Annotated in this window: 15 protein-coding genes; 5 read left to right on the top strand and 10 right to left on the bottom strand. The window is 37.6% G+C overall.

Annotated features, from left to right (window positions below; translation table 11 throughout):
* Positions 1-32: 32 nt before the first annotated feature.
* The gene (locus EZ449_RS05645) at positions 33-218 is read left to right on the top strand and encodes a hypothetical protein (protein WP_131556989.1); all 186 of its coding nucleotides are present in this window, start codon (positions 33-35) and stop codon (positions 216-218) included.
* Between the two features lie 115 nt (positions 219-333).
* On the opposite strand, the gene efp is transcribed toward EZ449_RS05645, so the two are convergent.
* The 7 genes from efp to EZ449_RS05610 all read right to left on the bottom strand — a co-directional run bounded on the left by efp (position 334) and on the right by EZ449_RS05610 (position 7,362).
* Entirely contained in the window at positions 334-894 is a 561-nt protein-coding gene (efp, locus tag EZ449_RS05640; protein ID WP_131556988.1) for an elongation factor P, read from the bottom strand.
* 692 nt (positions 895-1,586) lie between these two features.
* A complete protein-coding gene (locus tag EZ449_RS05635; protein ID WP_131556987.1) occupies positions 1,587-2,201 on the bottom strand; it encodes an ABC transporter ATP-binding protein in 615 nt (204 codons plus the stop codon).
* A gap of 22 nt (positions 2,202-2,223) precedes the next feature.
* Positions 2,224-2,694 (bottom strand): GNAT family N-acetyltransferase, encoded by a 471-nt coding sequence (locus EZ449_RS05630; RefSeq protein ID WP_131556986.1) that lies wholly within the window; start codon positions 2,692-2,694, stop codon positions 2,224-2,226.
* Positions 2,695-2,752: 58 nt separating this feature from the next.
* Positions 2,753-3,538, bottom strand: a complete 786-nt coding sequence (lpxA, locus tag EZ449_RS05625; RefSeq protein ID WP_123207015.1) for an acyl-ACP--UDP-N-acetylglucosamine O-acyltransferase — start codon at positions 3,536-3,538, stop codon at positions 2,753-2,755.
* Entirely contained in the window at positions 3,538-4,950 is a 1,413-nt protein-coding gene (locus EZ449_RS05620; protein ID WP_131556985.1) for a bifunctional UDP-3-O-[3-hydroxymyristoyl] N-acetylglucosamine deacetylase/3-hydroxyacyl-ACP dehydratase, read from the bottom strand. Before EZ449_RS05620 ends, lpxA begins: the two co-directional genes overlap by 1 nt.
* Complete coding sequence (lpxD, locus tag EZ449_RS05615; protein WP_131556984.1) at positions 4,940-6,016, bottom strand: UDP-3-O-(3-hydroxymyristoyl)glucosamine N-acyltransferase; 1,077 nt, start codon at positions 6,014-6,016, stop codon at positions 4,940-4,942. Before lpxD ends, EZ449_RS05620 begins: the two co-directional genes overlap by 11 nt.
* A 122-nt stretch (positions 6,017-6,138) precedes the next feature.
* Positions 6,139-7,362 carry an HD domain-containing protein gene (locus tag EZ449_RS05610; RefSeq protein WP_165499703.1) on the bottom strand — a complete coding sequence of 408 codons (1,224 nt, stop codon included), beginning with the start codon at positions 7,360-7,362 and terminating at the stop codon, positions 6,139-6,141.
* A 111-nt stretch (positions 7,363-7,473) separates the two neighbouring features.
* Here EZ449_RS05610 and porX point away from each other — a divergent pair, with 111 nt between their 5' ends.
* The 4 genes from porX to EZ449_RS05590 all read left to right on the top strand — a co-directional run bounded on the left by porX (position 7,474) and on the right by EZ449_RS05590 (position 11,800).
* On the top strand, positions 7,474-9,027 hold the full coding sequence (gene porX, locus EZ449_RS05605) for a T9SS response regulator signal transducer PorX (protein ID WP_131556983.1): 1,554 nt from the start codon (positions 7,474-7,476) through the stop codon (positions 9,025-9,027).
* A gap of 277 nt (positions 9,028-9,304) precedes the next feature.
* Positions 9,305-9,721 carry a tRNA (adenosine(37)-N6)-threonylcarbamoyltransferase complex ATPase subunit type 1 TsaE gene (gene tsaE, locus EZ449_RS05600; protein ID WP_131556982.1) on the top strand — a complete coding sequence of 139 codons (417 nt, stop codon included), beginning with the start codon at positions 9,305-9,307 and terminating at the stop codon, positions 9,719-9,721.
* A 72-nt stretch (positions 9,722-9,793) separates the two neighbouring features.
* Positions 9,794-11,023, top strand: coding sequence for an alanine dehydrogenase (locus tag EZ449_RS05595; RefSeq protein ID WP_131556981.1), 1,230 nt, complete (start codon positions 9,794-9,796; stop codon positions 11,021-11,023).
* 99 nt (positions 11,024-11,122) lie between these two features.
* Positions 11,123-11,800 (top strand): M15 family metallopeptidase, encoded by a 678-nt coding sequence (locus EZ449_RS05590; RefSeq protein ID WP_131556980.1) that lies wholly within the window; start codon positions 11,123-11,125, stop codon positions 11,798-11,800.
* Between the two features lie 135 nt (positions 11,801-11,935).
* Here EZ449_RS05590 and EZ449_RS05585 read toward each other — a convergent pair whose 3' ends face one another.
* Genes EZ449_RS05585 through EZ449_RS05575 form a run of 3 tightly spaced genes read right to left on the bottom strand, consistent with a single transcriptional unit; the run spans position 11,936 to position 14,575 of the window.
* Complete coding sequence (locus tag EZ449_RS05585; RefSeq protein ID WP_131556979.1) at positions 11,936-12,436, bottom strand: phosphoglycerate mutase family protein; 501 nt, start codon at positions 12,434-12,436, stop codon at positions 11,936-11,938.
* Positions 12,437-12,475: 39 nt separating this feature from the next.
* Positions 12,476-13,537 (bottom strand): aminotransferase class I/II-fold pyridoxal phosphate-dependent enzyme, encoded by a 1,062-nt coding sequence (locus tag EZ449_RS05580; RefSeq protein WP_131556978.1) that lies wholly within the window; start codon positions 13,535-13,537, stop codon positions 12,476-12,478.
* A gap of 3 nt (positions 13,538-13,540) precedes the next feature.
* Positions 13,541-14,575 (bottom strand): glycosyl hydrolase family 18 protein, encoded by a 1,035-nt coding sequence (locus EZ449_RS05575; protein WP_131556977.1) that lies wholly within the window; start codon positions 14,573-14,575, stop codon positions 13,541-13,543.
* Positions 14,576-14,616: the final 41 nt, after the last annotated feature.

Genomic DNA, 14,616 nt, shown 5'->3' with positions numbered 1-14,616 from the left:
CTTTTTTATTGCAGCACCTTGAATAAGCTGTCATGCTGAGGCACGAAGCATCTGCAACCGATGAAACAGATGCTTCGTGCCTCAGCATGACAGCATCTTTAAAAAAGATTGGAACAGATAGCGGGGCTGCTGTTCCCGAAGAGCTGGCAGCATTAATTTTCAAAGGAATGTTATTTAATGTCCTTTTCCGTGTTAATCTGTGTTTCCGCGGCAAATAATAAAATGAACACCCCGTCCTCCGGACACCCCTCTGAAAGAGGGGAATAAAAGAGTCATAGAACAAAAAAAGCCCTTGAAAACAAATCCAAGGGCTCCTTTTAAAAATTTTATAAACTATTTTACACGCTCCACATACTCGCCTGTACGCGTATCAACTTTAATTTTATCGCCTTGATTTACGAACATTGGTACTTTCACTTCAACACCATTTTCAAGCGTTGCAGCTTTTAATGCATTTGTAGAAGTATCTCCTTTAACAGCAGGCTCCGAATACGTAATCTCGAATTCAGCAAAATTTGGTAATTGACCCATAATTGCTTCTTCGCTTTCCATAGAAACGATAACACTCATGCCCTCTTTTAAGAATTTGATTGCCGAACCAAACAATGTTTTTTCAACATTATATTGCTCGTAAGTGTTATTATCCATCACCACTAAATAATCGCCATCTTCATATAGATATTGGTAATCGCTGGTTTCTACACGGCAAATCTCAACAGCCTCATCGGTACCCATACGAGCCTCTACAATTCTGCCTGATTTAATGTTACGGAATTTACCGGTATAAAAAGCGCCGCCTTTACCAGGTGTACGGTGATTCCATTCGTCAACAGTAACCAGTTCGCCATTTAAACGTAGGATGTTACCGTTTTTAATTTCTGATGCTTTTGCCATATTATTTTATCCTATTTGGATTTATATTTCAGTTTTTCGTGACGGCAAAGGTAAAATTATTTTAGTAAAAATGAATAGTAAATATCTAACCTTAAATTCGAGCAAATGCCTGTTTATGAATATCAAGGTTAAATAAAGGATTTTTGATTTGGAAAGCAAAACCTGGAATTAGTCGGTTGCGATAGTCCCGCTTTTGCTTCAATCTTTTTATAAATATCTGTCATTCTGAGGAACGAAGAATCTGTTTCATCGGTTGCAGATACTTCGTGCCTCAGCATCACAGCTTTATTAAAGGTTGTTACTTATAAAAAGTATTTCCGCGGCAATCGGGTTTAGATAACCTAAAGCAGAGCAAGAAACAAAATCCTGCTCCCGTTATTGCGCTCAGCCGACGGAAAAAACCTCCGTATAAAAGAAATGCCTTTGGGAACCACTCCAAAGGCATAATCAACCTAAACCTCAAACTAAACTATGAAAAAATTTTTCGCTTTTTACAGCAGTATATTTTGTTTCCGTTAAACGGAGAATATTATCATTTTCCCTGAAGAGATAAATTAAATAATTGTTTCTCTTTTTGGTGGTGCAAAGGTAAGAACTAAAAATCAATTACCAAATATTTTTTAAAAAATATTATTATAATACAAACTTATGACAAATCAGACGAGCTAAGAGGATGGATTTTATTCGTTAATCTATTTAAAATCAGCAATTTGAATCTGTTCTTTGCAGAAATCGTATTCTTGAATTTGGTTAGAACCAATAATGGTTAACCTGTCTTTTGTGAAGTTTTCAATCAGTTCACGATACCAATCTATCCCTTGAACGTCTAAATTACTTGTTGGTTCATCTAAAAATAAAATTGGTGAGTCAGAACAGCAAGCCAAAGCAAGTTTGGTTCTTTGCTTCATTCCCGATGAAAAGTACTTAATTTCCTTGTTGGCCGATTTTTCTAAACCAAGTATAGAAACCAACGATTCAGCATCAACGCCAGCAGCAAAATTCTTGAACTTAAAATGGAAATCGATAATCTCTTTTAATGTAAAGGTCTCTACCAATTCTAAATATGGAGCTGCAAGACTAATGTGTTTGTAAATAGACTCGATGGGAATATTAGCTGTATCTGAAAAAAGAATTTCTCCCTCTGATTGGGTTAAACTTCCTGTTAAAACGCTTAACAAAGTAGATTTTCCTGAACCATTCGGACCTAAAATAGCATAACTACTACCAGAAGTAAACTCAGCGCTTAGATTCCGAAAAATCCACTCCTTGTTATATCTTCTGCCAACATTATTTAAAGCTATCTTCATTTATAGTATTGCGATTTGAGTATCAGGCATCAAGACTTCGAAGCGGTTTAGTCATACATACGCTATTCTCTACCCCGATATATTGTCCATAGTTAGGCGTAATTTGATAACCAACCTTTTGATATAAAGCGATTGCCTCGGGTTGTTTTTTGCCAGTTTCTAAAACACATTCAGAGAAACCGAGTTCTGCAGCCCATTGCTCCAATTCTGTTAGGATTTTCGCCGCAATACCTTGCTTTCTATAATCTGGATGAACAAACATTCGCTTAACTTCTGCTGCGGTATCAGAGAATGGTTTTATCGCTCCGCAAGCGACCGGGATTTCATTTTGATAAGCAACTACAACTTCCTTAATTGCATCAACTTTGTTAAATTGAGCATAAAAAGCATGTTCATCGCCATCTCTAACGGCTAAATCTTTATCCAACAAAGTAACTAATTGTCTAAAATCGGTATTGTCTGAATTTGTTCTGATTAGCGTTATATCACTCATGAATTTATTTTGAAGTGTGAGGTGATCAAACCCTTTACTTTTTACCCTTGCGCCTTAGTCAGCTGCCCATTCCGAAACCTTTCATCACACCACGGTTAGAGTTACGGATAAAATCAACAATCTCATCGCGAATTTCTGTGGGTTTGAATTCAGCTTCAATCATATCCAAAGCTTTGGTTACGTTATTGTGTTTTACAAAAAGCACGCGGTAAATTTCTTGAATCTCATCAATTTGTTCGTTAGTAAAACCTCTTCTACGCAGACCAACAGAGTTGATGCCTGCATAAGAAAGTGGCTCGCGAGCCGCTTTAACATAAGGAGGAACATCTTTACGTACCAAAGAACCGCCAGTTACAAATGCATAAGAACCAACCTTCACAAATTGATGAATGGCCACTAGACCCGCCAAAACTACATTGTTGCCAATGGTAATGTGACCAGCTAAAGTGGTGCTGTTAGAAAAAATACAGTTATCGCCAACTTCGCAATCGTGGGCAATGTGCGAATAAGCCTGAATTAAACAGTTGCTTCCGATTGTGGTTTTCCATTTATCTTTTGTACCACGATTAATGGTTACACACTCCCGAATGGTTGTGTTGTCGCCGATTTCTGCAGTGGTAACCTCGCCAGCAAATTTTAAATCTTGTGGTTCGCCTGAAATTACTGCTCCAGGGAAAATACGGCAATTTTTACCTATACGAGCACCATCCATAATGGTAACATTCGAACCGATCCAGGTTCCCTCGCCAATTACAACATCTTTATGTATCACTACAAAAGGTTCAATTACCACATTTTCGGCAATTTTCGCCTGCGGGTGTATGTATGCTAATGGTTGTATCATTATTGGGTAGGTTCTGCTTGTTTAATTTTTGTGATTTGCGCCATCATTTCGGCTTCTACTACGATTTTTTCGCCAACCATACCAACACCTTTCATCTGGGCAATGCCTCGTCTGATTGGTTCTAGCAAGTCGCAACGGAAAACGATCGTATCGCCAGGTAAAACCTGAGCCCTAAAACGTACGTTATCAATCTTTAAGAAGTAAGTTAGGTAATTTCTTGGATCTGGAACGGTACTTAAAACTAAAATACCACCAACCTGTGCCATTGCTTCAATTTGGATTACACCAGGGAAAACCGGTGCGCCAGGAAAATGACCTTTAAAAAACTCCTCGTTCATGGTTACGTTTTTAACGCCAACCACGTGGTTTTTAGAAAGTTCTAAAATTTTATCTACAAATAAAAATGGCTGACGATGCGGCAGAATTTCCATTACCTGATTGATATCGTATAATGGTTTTGCACTGGGATCGTATACTTTTTGTATTTTCTTATTTTTTTCTTTTTTAATGGCTGCCTTAATTTTTTTGGCAAAAGCAACATTAGCGGCGTGACCAGGTCGTGCTGCCATAATGTGACCTTTTAAATGCATACCAACCAAAGCCAAATCGCCAATCATATCCAACAATTTATGGCGAGCTGGTTCATTTTGGTAACGCAATTCCATATTGTTTAAGATTCCTTGCGGAGCCACGTCAATATCAGCACGGTTAAAAAGTTTTGCTAAATGACTTAATTCATCTTTAGTAACCTCTTTATCAACAATAACTATTGCATTATTCAAATCACCACCCTTAATTAGGTTATGCTGTAATTGGTATTCTAATTCGTGCAAGAAACAGAACGTACGACAAGAAGCAATTTCTTTTTTAAACTCTGCAATGGTATTAATGCCAGCATGTTGGCTTCCTAAAACAGGAGAATTATAATCAATCATACAGGTAAAACGGTAATCATCCAATGGCATCGCCACGATTTCTACCTTTCTATCTGCTTCAGTATAGGTTATGTTGTGTGGAATGGTGAAGTATTCACGGTCGGCATTTTGCTCTATTGACCCCGCTTCTTCCAGCAAGTCGATAAATTGGATCGAACTTCCATCCATAATTGGTGTTTCCGGACCATCTAATTTAATCAGCACATTATCCAAATCCATTCCAATTAGCGAAGCCATTACGTGCTCTACAGTACTTACACTTGCGCCGTTTTGGGTAATTGTTGTTCCTCGAGAAGTATCAGTTACGTTGTCTGCATCGGCATCGATAACCGGATGACCATCAAGATCAACCCGTTGAAATTTAAAGCCGTGATTTTCTGGTGCAGGGCAAAATGTAAGGGTAACATTAGCGCCGGTATGCAAACCAACTCCCGATGCTGATATTTCTTTTTTAATCGTTTTTTGTCTAACGTTCATTGTGTATTGTGTTCTTTTCCAGTTCCGCTGTAAGCTTTTTCAATTCCTCTTCTAGCACATTTATTCTTTTCTCCACATCTGGCAGATGCTTAAAAATTACGGAGGCACGCATCCAATTGCGCAAAGGTTGCGCTGGACTACCATGCCATTGTTTATTTTCTTCGGTAATGTTAAAATTTAATCCCGCTTGAGCGCCAATCTGTGTTCCTTTTGCCAAGGTTAAATGACCAGCAATACCAACCTGACCGCCAACAACGCTGTTAGGGCCAATTTTGGTGCTTCCAGATATGCCCGATTGAGCAGCTAAAACTGTGTTTTCACCAACCTCAACATTGTGGGCAATTTGAATTAAATTATCAATTTTTGCTCCTTTTCTCACAATTGTTGAGCCCATTGTGGCACGATCTACTGCTGTATTGGCTCCGATTTCTACATCATCCTCAATAATTACGTTTCCAATTTGAGGAATCTTGTTGTAAGTGCCATCTTTTTGAGGGGCAAAACCAAATCCATCACTACCAATTACAGTATTAGAATGAATAATAACACGATCTCCAATAATCGAGTTGTGGTAAATTTTTACACCAGGAAAAAAAGTGCTATTCTCGCCAATTTTAGAGTTTGCGCCAATAAATGTTTGTGCATAAATTCTGCAACCATCAGCAATAGTTACATTTTCCGAAACGTAGGCAAAAGCATCGATAAAAACATTTTTACCAATTTTCGCTGTTGGATGAACAAATGCCAATCGATCGATACCAGATTGAGCAGCCTGTGCATTCATTGCTTCATTATACTTATCTAACAAGATGGTAAATGAACTGTATGGATTATCAACACGAATTAACGTGCTGGTGTAAGGCTGTGTTGGGGCAAAATCCTTAGATACGATAACTACTGAAGCCTGAGTAGAATACAAAAAGTTTTCGTACTTCGGGTTAGATAGAAAAGACAAAGAACCTACCTTACCATCTTCTATTTTAGATAGTTCAGTAACGGCTACATCAGGGTTGCCATCTATGGAACCATCTAAAAACTCGCTTATCTGCTTTGCAGTAAATTGCATCGTACAAAGGTATATGTTAAATTGATATGAACAAAAAAACCTGTTAGGGTTAAGCCGTGTATATTTTACACAATAGTAAGACTTAAAACGGCAGTAAAAGTTAAATATTTTGTTAAAAAAACTTAAATCCCTCGCGGGTAGCAGAGGATATACTTCTCTACGGTTTTTTGCAGCGACTCCAGATTTGATAAATCCGATGCCTTTGCAATATCAACAATATCGTTATTTTTCATTAATATCTTAATGTTGCCCACCCCAGCATTGTAAGCACGGTTTTGAATCGAATCGGTAAATACGAAATACCTGGCCTCTTCTGGTTTTATACCCAATAAGTTAACTGCTGCATCCTGTAAAAATTGCACACGATCTACATTTGCCATCTCATTGCCCATTTCTACCTTGTACAAATTCCTGGAGGTTAACATTTGGCAAAGTGTAGCCAATATCTTATCGGGATGTTTTACCCAAACCTTAACGGCGGCGTAAATATCCTGATCATCTAAATTGGTAAAATGCTCCAAATTCTCCTTTTGAGCAAAGAAATTCCCCTCGTTAATATCGTTTTTAAGGAAATAATTTAATGATGGAGATGCAAATAAATCTTCGCCTGCGGCGGATAATTCCTTTGCCCGCTCCAATAACTTCACTAAAATCATTTCACCAGAGATTACTGTTTTATGCAGGTAAACCTGCCAATACATCAATCGGCGGGCAATTAAGAATTTTTCAATCGAATAAATTCCCTTTTCCTCGATAACCAAATCATCATCAAAAACATTGAACATTTTAATAATGCGATCGAAACTGATTACACCCTCACTTACGCCCGTAAAAAAGCTATCGCGATTTAAGTAGTCCATCCTATCCAAATCCAGCTGACCAGATATCAATTGGTGAAGAAAACGTTTTGGGTAAGTGCCATTAAAAATTTCTATGGCATGTGTTAACTTTCCATTGAAATGAGTGTTTAACTCTTGCATTAACTTGGCCGAAATATCCTCGTGCTTAATGCCAGTTACCAAAGAGTGCTCCAAGGCATGCGAAAAAGGGCCATGACCAATGTCGTGCAGTAAAATGGCCAAAATAGCAGATTCTTCTTCACCTTCCGTAATAATGTGATCCTTGCTCCTTAACAAACTGATGGCAAGACTCATTAAATGCATGGCGCCAAGCGCATGATGAAACCTGGTGTGTAAAGCACCCGGATAAACCAGGTGTGTCATCCCCAGTTGCTTAATGTAACGCAAACGCTGGAAATATGGATGCGAGATTACATCATAAACCAATTCTGATGGAATGCTAATGAAACCGTAAACCGGATCATTTATTATTTTCTTCTTATTCAATCGTTAAAAATAGTTAAATAGATAGATACGGTACAAAAATTGCTATTTTTATTTGTAGTTTGATTTACCTGCCAAATATAAAAGGCGATACATACCTATTTTTACAAAAACATGCAAGAAACTAAAATATTGTGGGCCGATGATGAAATCGACTTATTAAAACCTCATATATTATTGTTGAATGACAAAGGCTACCATGTAACCACATTTACCAATGGAAACGACGCTTTAGAGGCATTTGGAAAATCTCATTTCGACCTTGTTTTTTTAGATGAAAATATGCCGGGAATGAGTGGAATTGAAACCCTTGGAGCCATTAAAAACTTAAATCCCGATGTTCCCGTAGTCCTCATTACCAAAAGTGAGGAGGAAAACCTAATGGAAGATGCCATTGGAAGTAAAATTGATGATTACCTGATAAAACCCGTAAACCCTAAACAGGTTTTGCTGACTATAAAAAAACTGATCGACAAGAAACTTTTGGTAAGCGAAAAAACTTCAATGGCTTATCAACAAGATTTTCGCCGTTTGGGTATGACTTTGAGTGACAAATTAAATTACGATGAATGGATTGAGGTTTACAAAAAAATAGTTTTTTGGGAACTTGAATTGGAGAAGTTGGATGATCCACAAATGCATGAAATTTTAACCATGCAAAAGCAAGAGGCCAATACGCAGTTTTCTAAATTTATCGAAGAGAACTATCTGGATTGGATTAAGAACAAGGATAAATCGCCATTGCTTTCTAACGAGTTGCTCAAGAAAAAAGCATTTCCACATATTAATGATACTACGCCAGTATTTTTTATTCTAATTGATAATTTACGTTACGATCAATGGAAAATTATTAACCCATTAATTTCTGAGTATTTCCGTATTGATGAAGAGGACATGTACACCAGTATTCTTCCAACGGCTACGCAATATGCTCGTAATGCGATTTTCTCAGGCCTAATGCCTTTGGAAATGGAAAAACGTTTTCCGCAACTTTGGCAAAATGATGATGATGAAGGCGGCAAAAATATGCATGAAGAGGCTTTCTTGGCAGATAACATCAAGCGTAGCTTAAGGAAAGATTGCAAATTTAGCTATAACAAAATTTTAACTTTCGAGCAGGGAAAAGAATTGGTAGAGCAAACGCATAATTTGCTGCAAAACGATTTCAATGCCATTGTTTTCAACTTTGTTGATATGTTGAGCCATGCCCGTACCGATATGCAAATGATTCGTGAGTTGGCAAATGATGATGCGGCTTATCGTTCGTTAACGCTTTCGTGGTTTGAGCATTCTCCACTTTGGGATTTATTGAAGAAAATTTCACAGAAACAGGTTAAGGTTGTCATTACTACAGATCATGGAACCATTCGTGTGAAAAAACCAGTTAAGGTTATTGGCGATAGAAGTACCAATACCAACTTAAGGTACAAACAAGGCAGAAATTTAAACTTCAATGCAAAAGAGGTTTTTGCAATTAAAAATCCTCATGATGCACAATTGCCAAAAATTAACATCAGTAGCAGCTACATTTTTGCCAAAGAGGATAGTTATTTTGTTTACCCGAATAACTACAACCAGTTTGTAAATTATTATAATGAAACTTTCCAGCATGGAGGAATTTCCTTGGAAGAGATGATTATTCCGGTAATCACATACTCGCCGAGATAAGGATAAAAATTCCGTCTTTTCGACTGGAGCGAAGCGCAATGAAGAAATTTTTTAAATTGGAGTCAAAGATTTCTCGGCTCTGCTCGAAATGACGATTGATCGAGGGTATTAATAACTGGATTAGGCTTTACGTTTCAATGCGGCCGTCATCCTGAACTTGATTCAGGATCTAAATAATATGAATACCTAGCACAAAAGATGCTGAGGCAATTCATGAAAATAATGTTTAGGCAAAAGCAATGCACTTATGTATTACTTTTGCCTTTATTTTTTTAAAATGGAAATAGAAGTTAATAGTTTATCAGATTTATCACTTGTTGCCCAACAGCTTTTAGATTTCGCTGGCGACCAAAAAGTATTCATTTTCGATGGAGATATGGGCGCAGGTAAAACAACATTTATAAAAGTTTTTTCTAAAATATTAGGCGTGGAGGATGTGGTTTCTAGTCCGACTTATTCCATCGTAAACGAGTACGAAAGTTCGAAAGGCGCTGTTTATCATTTCGATTTTTATCGGATAAAAGATATACAAGAAGCTTATGATTTAGGTTACGAGGAATACTTTTATGGAGGCGGAATTTGCTTAATCGAATGGCCTGAGAGAGTGGCCGAATTATTGCCAGATCATTATGTAAAAGTTGGAATCGCTGTTGTTGATGAGAACAGTAGAACTTTTACTTTCTCGAAGGTATAACAATTAGTTCTCAATTAATTCACAGATTTTCCTTATCTTCAAAAACCTAAAACTAACACATTTTTAAGCATCATGGCTACAGGATTACGCGAAGGAATGGCCGACATAGCTCGTCAGGGTTTATTACAAACACAAGAGGCGACGCTGGAAACCAGAAATAGAAAAAACAGTCTGAACATAGGAATACCGAAAGAAATTTCTTTTCAAGAAAATAGAATTGCCTTAACGCCGCTATCTGTAGCGCTTTTGGTTAATAATGGCCATAATGTTATATTAGAAAGTGGAGCAGGAACCGCAGCAAACTTTTCCGATTCTGAATATGCGGAGCAAGGCGCAAAAATTGCCTACGATAAAAAGGAGGTTTTCGATTGCGATATTCTGGTGAAAATTGCACCACCAATGCTCGAAGAAATTGCCATGATGCATAAAGGGCAGACGTTAATTTCATCATTACAAACCGGAACCTTAAAGCAGGAATACCTCAAAGCTTTAATGCAGAAAAAAATTAATGCCTTGTGTTTTGAATACCTGCGTGATGAAGGTAATGTATTGAGCGTTGTTAGGGCAATGAGTGAAATCGTTGGTTCTACTTCTATATTAATTGCTGCCGAATATTTAAGCAACGTTACTGGTGGTAAGGGCTTAATGCTTGGAGGTTTTACCGGTGTGCCACCAACGGAGATTGTTATTTTAGGTGCTGGAACCGTTGGCGAATATGCAGCCAGAACCGCTTTAGCTTTGGGGGCCGAAGTAAAAGTTTTTGACAGCTCCATTTACCGTTTACGCAGACTCCAGAATAATTTGGGCAATAGCCGTGTTTTTACTTCGGTAATGCAGCCCATCGTTTTAAATAAGCATATTGTAACTTGCGATGTTGTAATTGGCGCCATCCGTGCTAGTCATGGCCGCAGCCCTTGTGTGGTGATGGAAGAAACCGTTGCCAGAATGAAACCACATTCTGTTGTGATTGATGTAAGTATCGATCAAGGTGGTTGCTTTGAAACTTCGGAAGTAACGAATCACACAAATCCTGTGTTTAGAAAGTATGACGTAATTCATTATTGCGTACCCAATATTGCATCTCGTGTTCCAAGAACGGCATCGTATGCATTGACTAATATTTTTGCACCTATTTTGTTGGATATTGGTGAGTTTGGTGGCTTGATGAATATGGTATGGAATAATCCAGGGATAAGAGAGGCGCTTTATATTTATCAGGGAAACTGTACCAATAAGGACTTGGCTGATATGTTTAATTTGCCATTTAAGGATTTGGAGTTGTTGGTAGTTTCCAATCAGTAAATCTCACACTTATCATCATTGCGAGGTACGAAGCAATCTCACTCGTTAAATAGATTGCTTCGTAACTCGCAATGACGACCTATTTTTAGAAATGCCGCTATGAAAATAAAAATCTTAATAACGATTCTATCATTTTCAATCTGTGCTTTTGCTCAAACCAAACCAGCGAAAAAACTCGTAGTTATCAATTCTTACAATCAATATTTGGCTTCAGTAAAAATGAATCCGAATAATGAGTTGGTGGAGATTAAGAAGGCAATTCCTAACATTAAATTAGATATTCGATACGCTACGAAGAATAATTTCATGAAAAAGGTGATGTATAAACAAGTCAGGGCATTTGCTCGGAAACCCGTTGTAGAGTCGTTAAAAAAAATCCAAAGGGAATTGAATAAAAAGGGCTACGGATTGAAAATTTTTGATGGATATCGTCCATATACGATTACCGTAGCATTTTACCAAAAAGCCAGCGATAAAAACTTCGTGGCAAATCCGGCTAAAGGATCAAAGCATAATCGTGGCTGTGCAGTAGATTTAACCTTAATTAATTTAAAAACAGGTAAGGAAATACCAATGCCGACACCTTATGATAGTTTCTCTGCTGCTGCGGCTGCAAACTATGAACCTGTTACTCCAAAAATACGAAAAAACAGAGATTTTCTAATCTCAACGATGAAAAAATTCAACATGAATGTCTTAGAAAACGAATGGTGGCATTATGACTTTTCTAACTGGCAGCATTACGATTTGATGGATATTCCTTTTGAGAAACTTTAGGTGGCTGTTGGTTAACTGGATAAATTGTTTAATTGTTCAATTGTTTCCGCACCTCGCCAACTGAAAACTGCCCACTGTGCCAAAGGCAGATCTTCAGGAAAAACTGGTCTTTGACAAGGTGCCTTAAACCCACAACTACAAATGATGCGGTCTTCCGTATTGATCCATTTTAACTTTTGCCTTATCACCCTTAACCGATAGATGAAAGATATAATCGTAATCATCATCTGTTAATTCTTCCCTTGGTTTTTTGCCCCCAAAAGCCTCAATAATTTCGAGAACGGTATTGGAATGACCAGTTACAATGATGGTTTTCCCTACATAACTTTTATTAACCGAATCAACCAATGATTTGGCGTCTTTATACTCTATTACTTTTTGAATGATTAACGAATCCAAGGTTTGATGTGTTCTTTTATATGGTGTGCTAAAGGCTGCATCGAACTTTACTTTCTTGAGGTATTTGGCCAAATCTCCTGCTCTAATTTTTCCTTCTTCAGATAGGTTTGGATTTTTATCCTCTTGATTTGATTTATCTTTTTCGGCGTGGCGAACAATCCAAACTTCAGTAGTTTGGGCAACAACAAATTGTGAGGCAAAAAACGTTAAGGATAAAAATAAGATCAGTTTTTTCATAGGTGTAGGTGCGCTAGGGCGATGTAAATATTGAAAAATTTATTGATAAAGCGATTTTTTATGAAGAGCCGAAATTAGTGTTTCAATATTTTCTTCCATATGCCAACTGCTTAAAACAATCCTGTTTATGGGTTCGCTATCTGCATTGGGATAAGGAAAAGAAGAGATCAAAATATTATTCTTCATTAAGTCATCAGCTAAATTTGAGTCATTAATGAAGAAAGCGGGAAACCCATTTTCAAATTTCCAATCGGTGTTTAAGTGTTTGCTAAAGGAATTGATATTTTTTTGGAGCTTTTCCCATGCTTGGCGATATATTTCTTCAGCATGGATAAAAGCATAAATACCAGCCGCTGCCGGTGGCGATGCACCTACAAATGTGTTGGTATTTTTAAGCTGATTGATGATCTTTTTCGATCCCAGAACCAATCCTGCATCAACGCCTAAAGCTTTTGCCATTGAGGCAACAACCACACATTCTATATTTTTTCGTTTTGGAAGCGTTGTAAAAGCACCGATTCCATTGTTATTCACGCCAATACCGTGAGAATCATCAACAACTAACAAGACATTTTTATCGGGATGAATTTCCTCCACGAAATCAAAATCGTAAATTTCTGGAAAAAGATTATTCATCGAATTGCTGATGAGCACCCAATTTTCTTCTTTCGATTCATTGATGAAATTAATCGTTTCTGTTTTCCATGTGGAAAGTGAATCCGCAGCGTTTATGGGTTGCCCATCCAGCCAAAGCGCAGGATGAGTGGCTGGCGCATAAATCACCTTTCCAAATGTTGATAGCTCCTTTACGGTTAGCTGTGCCGCCAAGTAACCACTAGAAGTAATGAGTGCACTTTCTGCCTGAAATCTTTTTGCCGCCACTTCTTCGGCTTGCTCATAAATAGCTAACTGAATATTGTTGCTTCGACTGGTACCATTGTTTAAACCATACTTTTTAATTCCTTCAATGTACAGATTGATAAAACCTGCGTTTTGGGGAATGCCTAAATACGCGGTGCCGCCAAAATATAAATAGGTTTTTCCATTGAAATTAATGCTATTCGAAAAAGGCTGATTTATAGATCGAAAGTCGGTATTCATTTATTAATTATAGTTTCTGCCAAGTTCATCGTTCGCCGCTCGAATGATGGATTTTTCGCCATTATCATCATGATAAAATTCCCAAAACATGAGGCCATTTGCTGTATCCTTTGCAAGTTTAGCTTTTTTCTTGGTGGTTAATGTTCCGTTATAAAAATATTGAACGCCATCTATTGTGGCATAATCTAAACTAATATCGGCATTTGCGGCTACAAAATCTCGATAGGCTTTAGACGCATTTGCAGTGTTTTTTCCATACGCAGGGATTCCTAAAACAGCCTTTTCCTTTGGCATTCCTCGGGTACCAATCCAATAATTTAAACTTGCAACTGCCATATTGTACGAGGCATGTTGAATGGGTTGATCTTTATCCCAACCAATTCCATCGTAAACCATGATGTTAAAAAAATCTACTGACGGAAAAACCTCACTTTTCAAGCCATCTCGGATACTGCCAGCATAAACGCCTGGGGTAATGGCGGCGCTTAAAAACTTGTTGTACTTATGTAGGGAATCAGAAAGTGATTTCATCAACAAAACATAGTTATCGGCAGATCCATCGGCTGTGCTCGGATATTCCCAATCCATATCTACTCCATCTAAATTATTGGTTCTGGCAAAGGCCAACACGTTTTTAATAAATAATTCCCTAGCTGAGGTAGAGGCGGCCATTGTAACAAAAATACTTTTGGTTCCTGATACAGAAATGCCTGTTTTAACACCATTCGCTTTTGCCTTTTGGATTACTGTAGCAAATCTAGTAGGCTGCTCAAGGGTAGCTAATGTTCCATCGAAATTTGGGTTTAAGAAAGCATAGAAAAGATGCGTAATCATTTTATATTTCGAATCAGCAATGCCGCTGGGGTCTCGATAACTGGGAAAATAGGCCACAATTTTAAAACTATTATCGATCACATAAGGTGTTGGAGGCGTAACTGGAATTGTTGGCGTTGGTGGGGTAATTAAATCCTCATTTTTTTTGCAGGAAGATATTGCCAGCAGGGTAGAGATGCTTAGCAAAAAATAGATTTTTTTCATAGGAAAGGTTTTGCTTACAACATATTTTTAGCTTATTTAAT

Origin of the sequence: Pedobacter frigidisoli (assembly GCF_004331675.1) — a bacterium.
GTDB classification, from domain to species: domain Bacteria; phylum Bacteroidota; class Bacteroidia; order Sphingobacteriales; family Sphingobacteriaceae; genus Pedobacter; species Pedobacter frigidisoli.
This window is presented reverse-complemented; position numbering and strand designations above follow the sequence as displayed.

Coding starts and splice junctions, on each gene's coding strand:
- porX (WP_131556983.1), top strand. CDS start 7,474: ATGCAAGAAACTAAAATATTGTGGGCCGATGATGAAATCGACTTATTA.
- EZ449_RS05595 (WP_131556981.1), top strand. CDS start 9,794: ATGGCTACAGGATTACGCGAAGGAATGGCCGACATAGCTCGTCAGGGT.
- EZ449_RS05580 (WP_131556978.1), bottom strand. CDS start 13,537: ATGAATACCGACTTTCGATCTATAAATCAGCCTTTTTCGAATAGCATT.
- EZ449_RS05620 (WP_131556985.1), bottom strand. CDS start 4,950: ATGAACGTTAGACAAAAAACGATTAAAAAAGAAATATCAGCATCGGGA.
- EZ449_RS05575 (WP_131556977.1), bottom strand. CDS start 14,575: ATGAAAAAAATCTATTTTTTGCTAAGCATCTCTACCCTGCTGGCAATA.
- lpxA (WP_123207015.1), bottom strand. CDS start 3,538: ATGATACAACCATTAGCATACATACACCCGCAGGCGAAAATTGCCGAA.
- EZ449_RS05635 (WP_131556987.1), bottom strand. CDS start 2,201: ATGAAGATAGCTTTAAATAATGTTGGCAGAAGATATAACAAGGAGTGG.
- lpxD (WP_131556984.1), bottom strand. CDS start 6,016: ATGCAATTTACTGCAAAGCAGATAAGCGAGTTTTTAGATGGTTCCATA.
- EZ449_RS05645 (WP_131556989.1), top strand. CDS start 33: ATGCTGAGGCACGAAGCATCTGCAACCGATGAAACAGATGCTTCGTGC.
- EZ449_RS05630 (WP_131556986.1), bottom strand. CDS start 2,694: ATGAGTGATATAACGCTAATCAGAACAAATTCAGACAATACCGATTTT.
- EZ449_RS05590 (WP_131556980.1), top strand. CDS start 11,123: ATGAAAATAAAAATCTTAATAACGATTCTATCATTTTCAATCTGTGCT.
- EZ449_RS05585 (WP_131556979.1), bottom strand. CDS start 12,436: ATGAAAAAACTGATCTTATTTTTATCCTTAACGTTTTTTGCCTCACAA.
- tsaE (WP_131556982.1), top strand. CDS start 9,305: ATGGAAATAGAAGTTAATAGTTTATCAGATTTATCACTTGTTGCCCAA.
- efp (WP_131556988.1), bottom strand. CDS start 894: ATGGCAAAAGCATCAGAAATTAAAAACGGTAACATCCTACGTTTAAAT.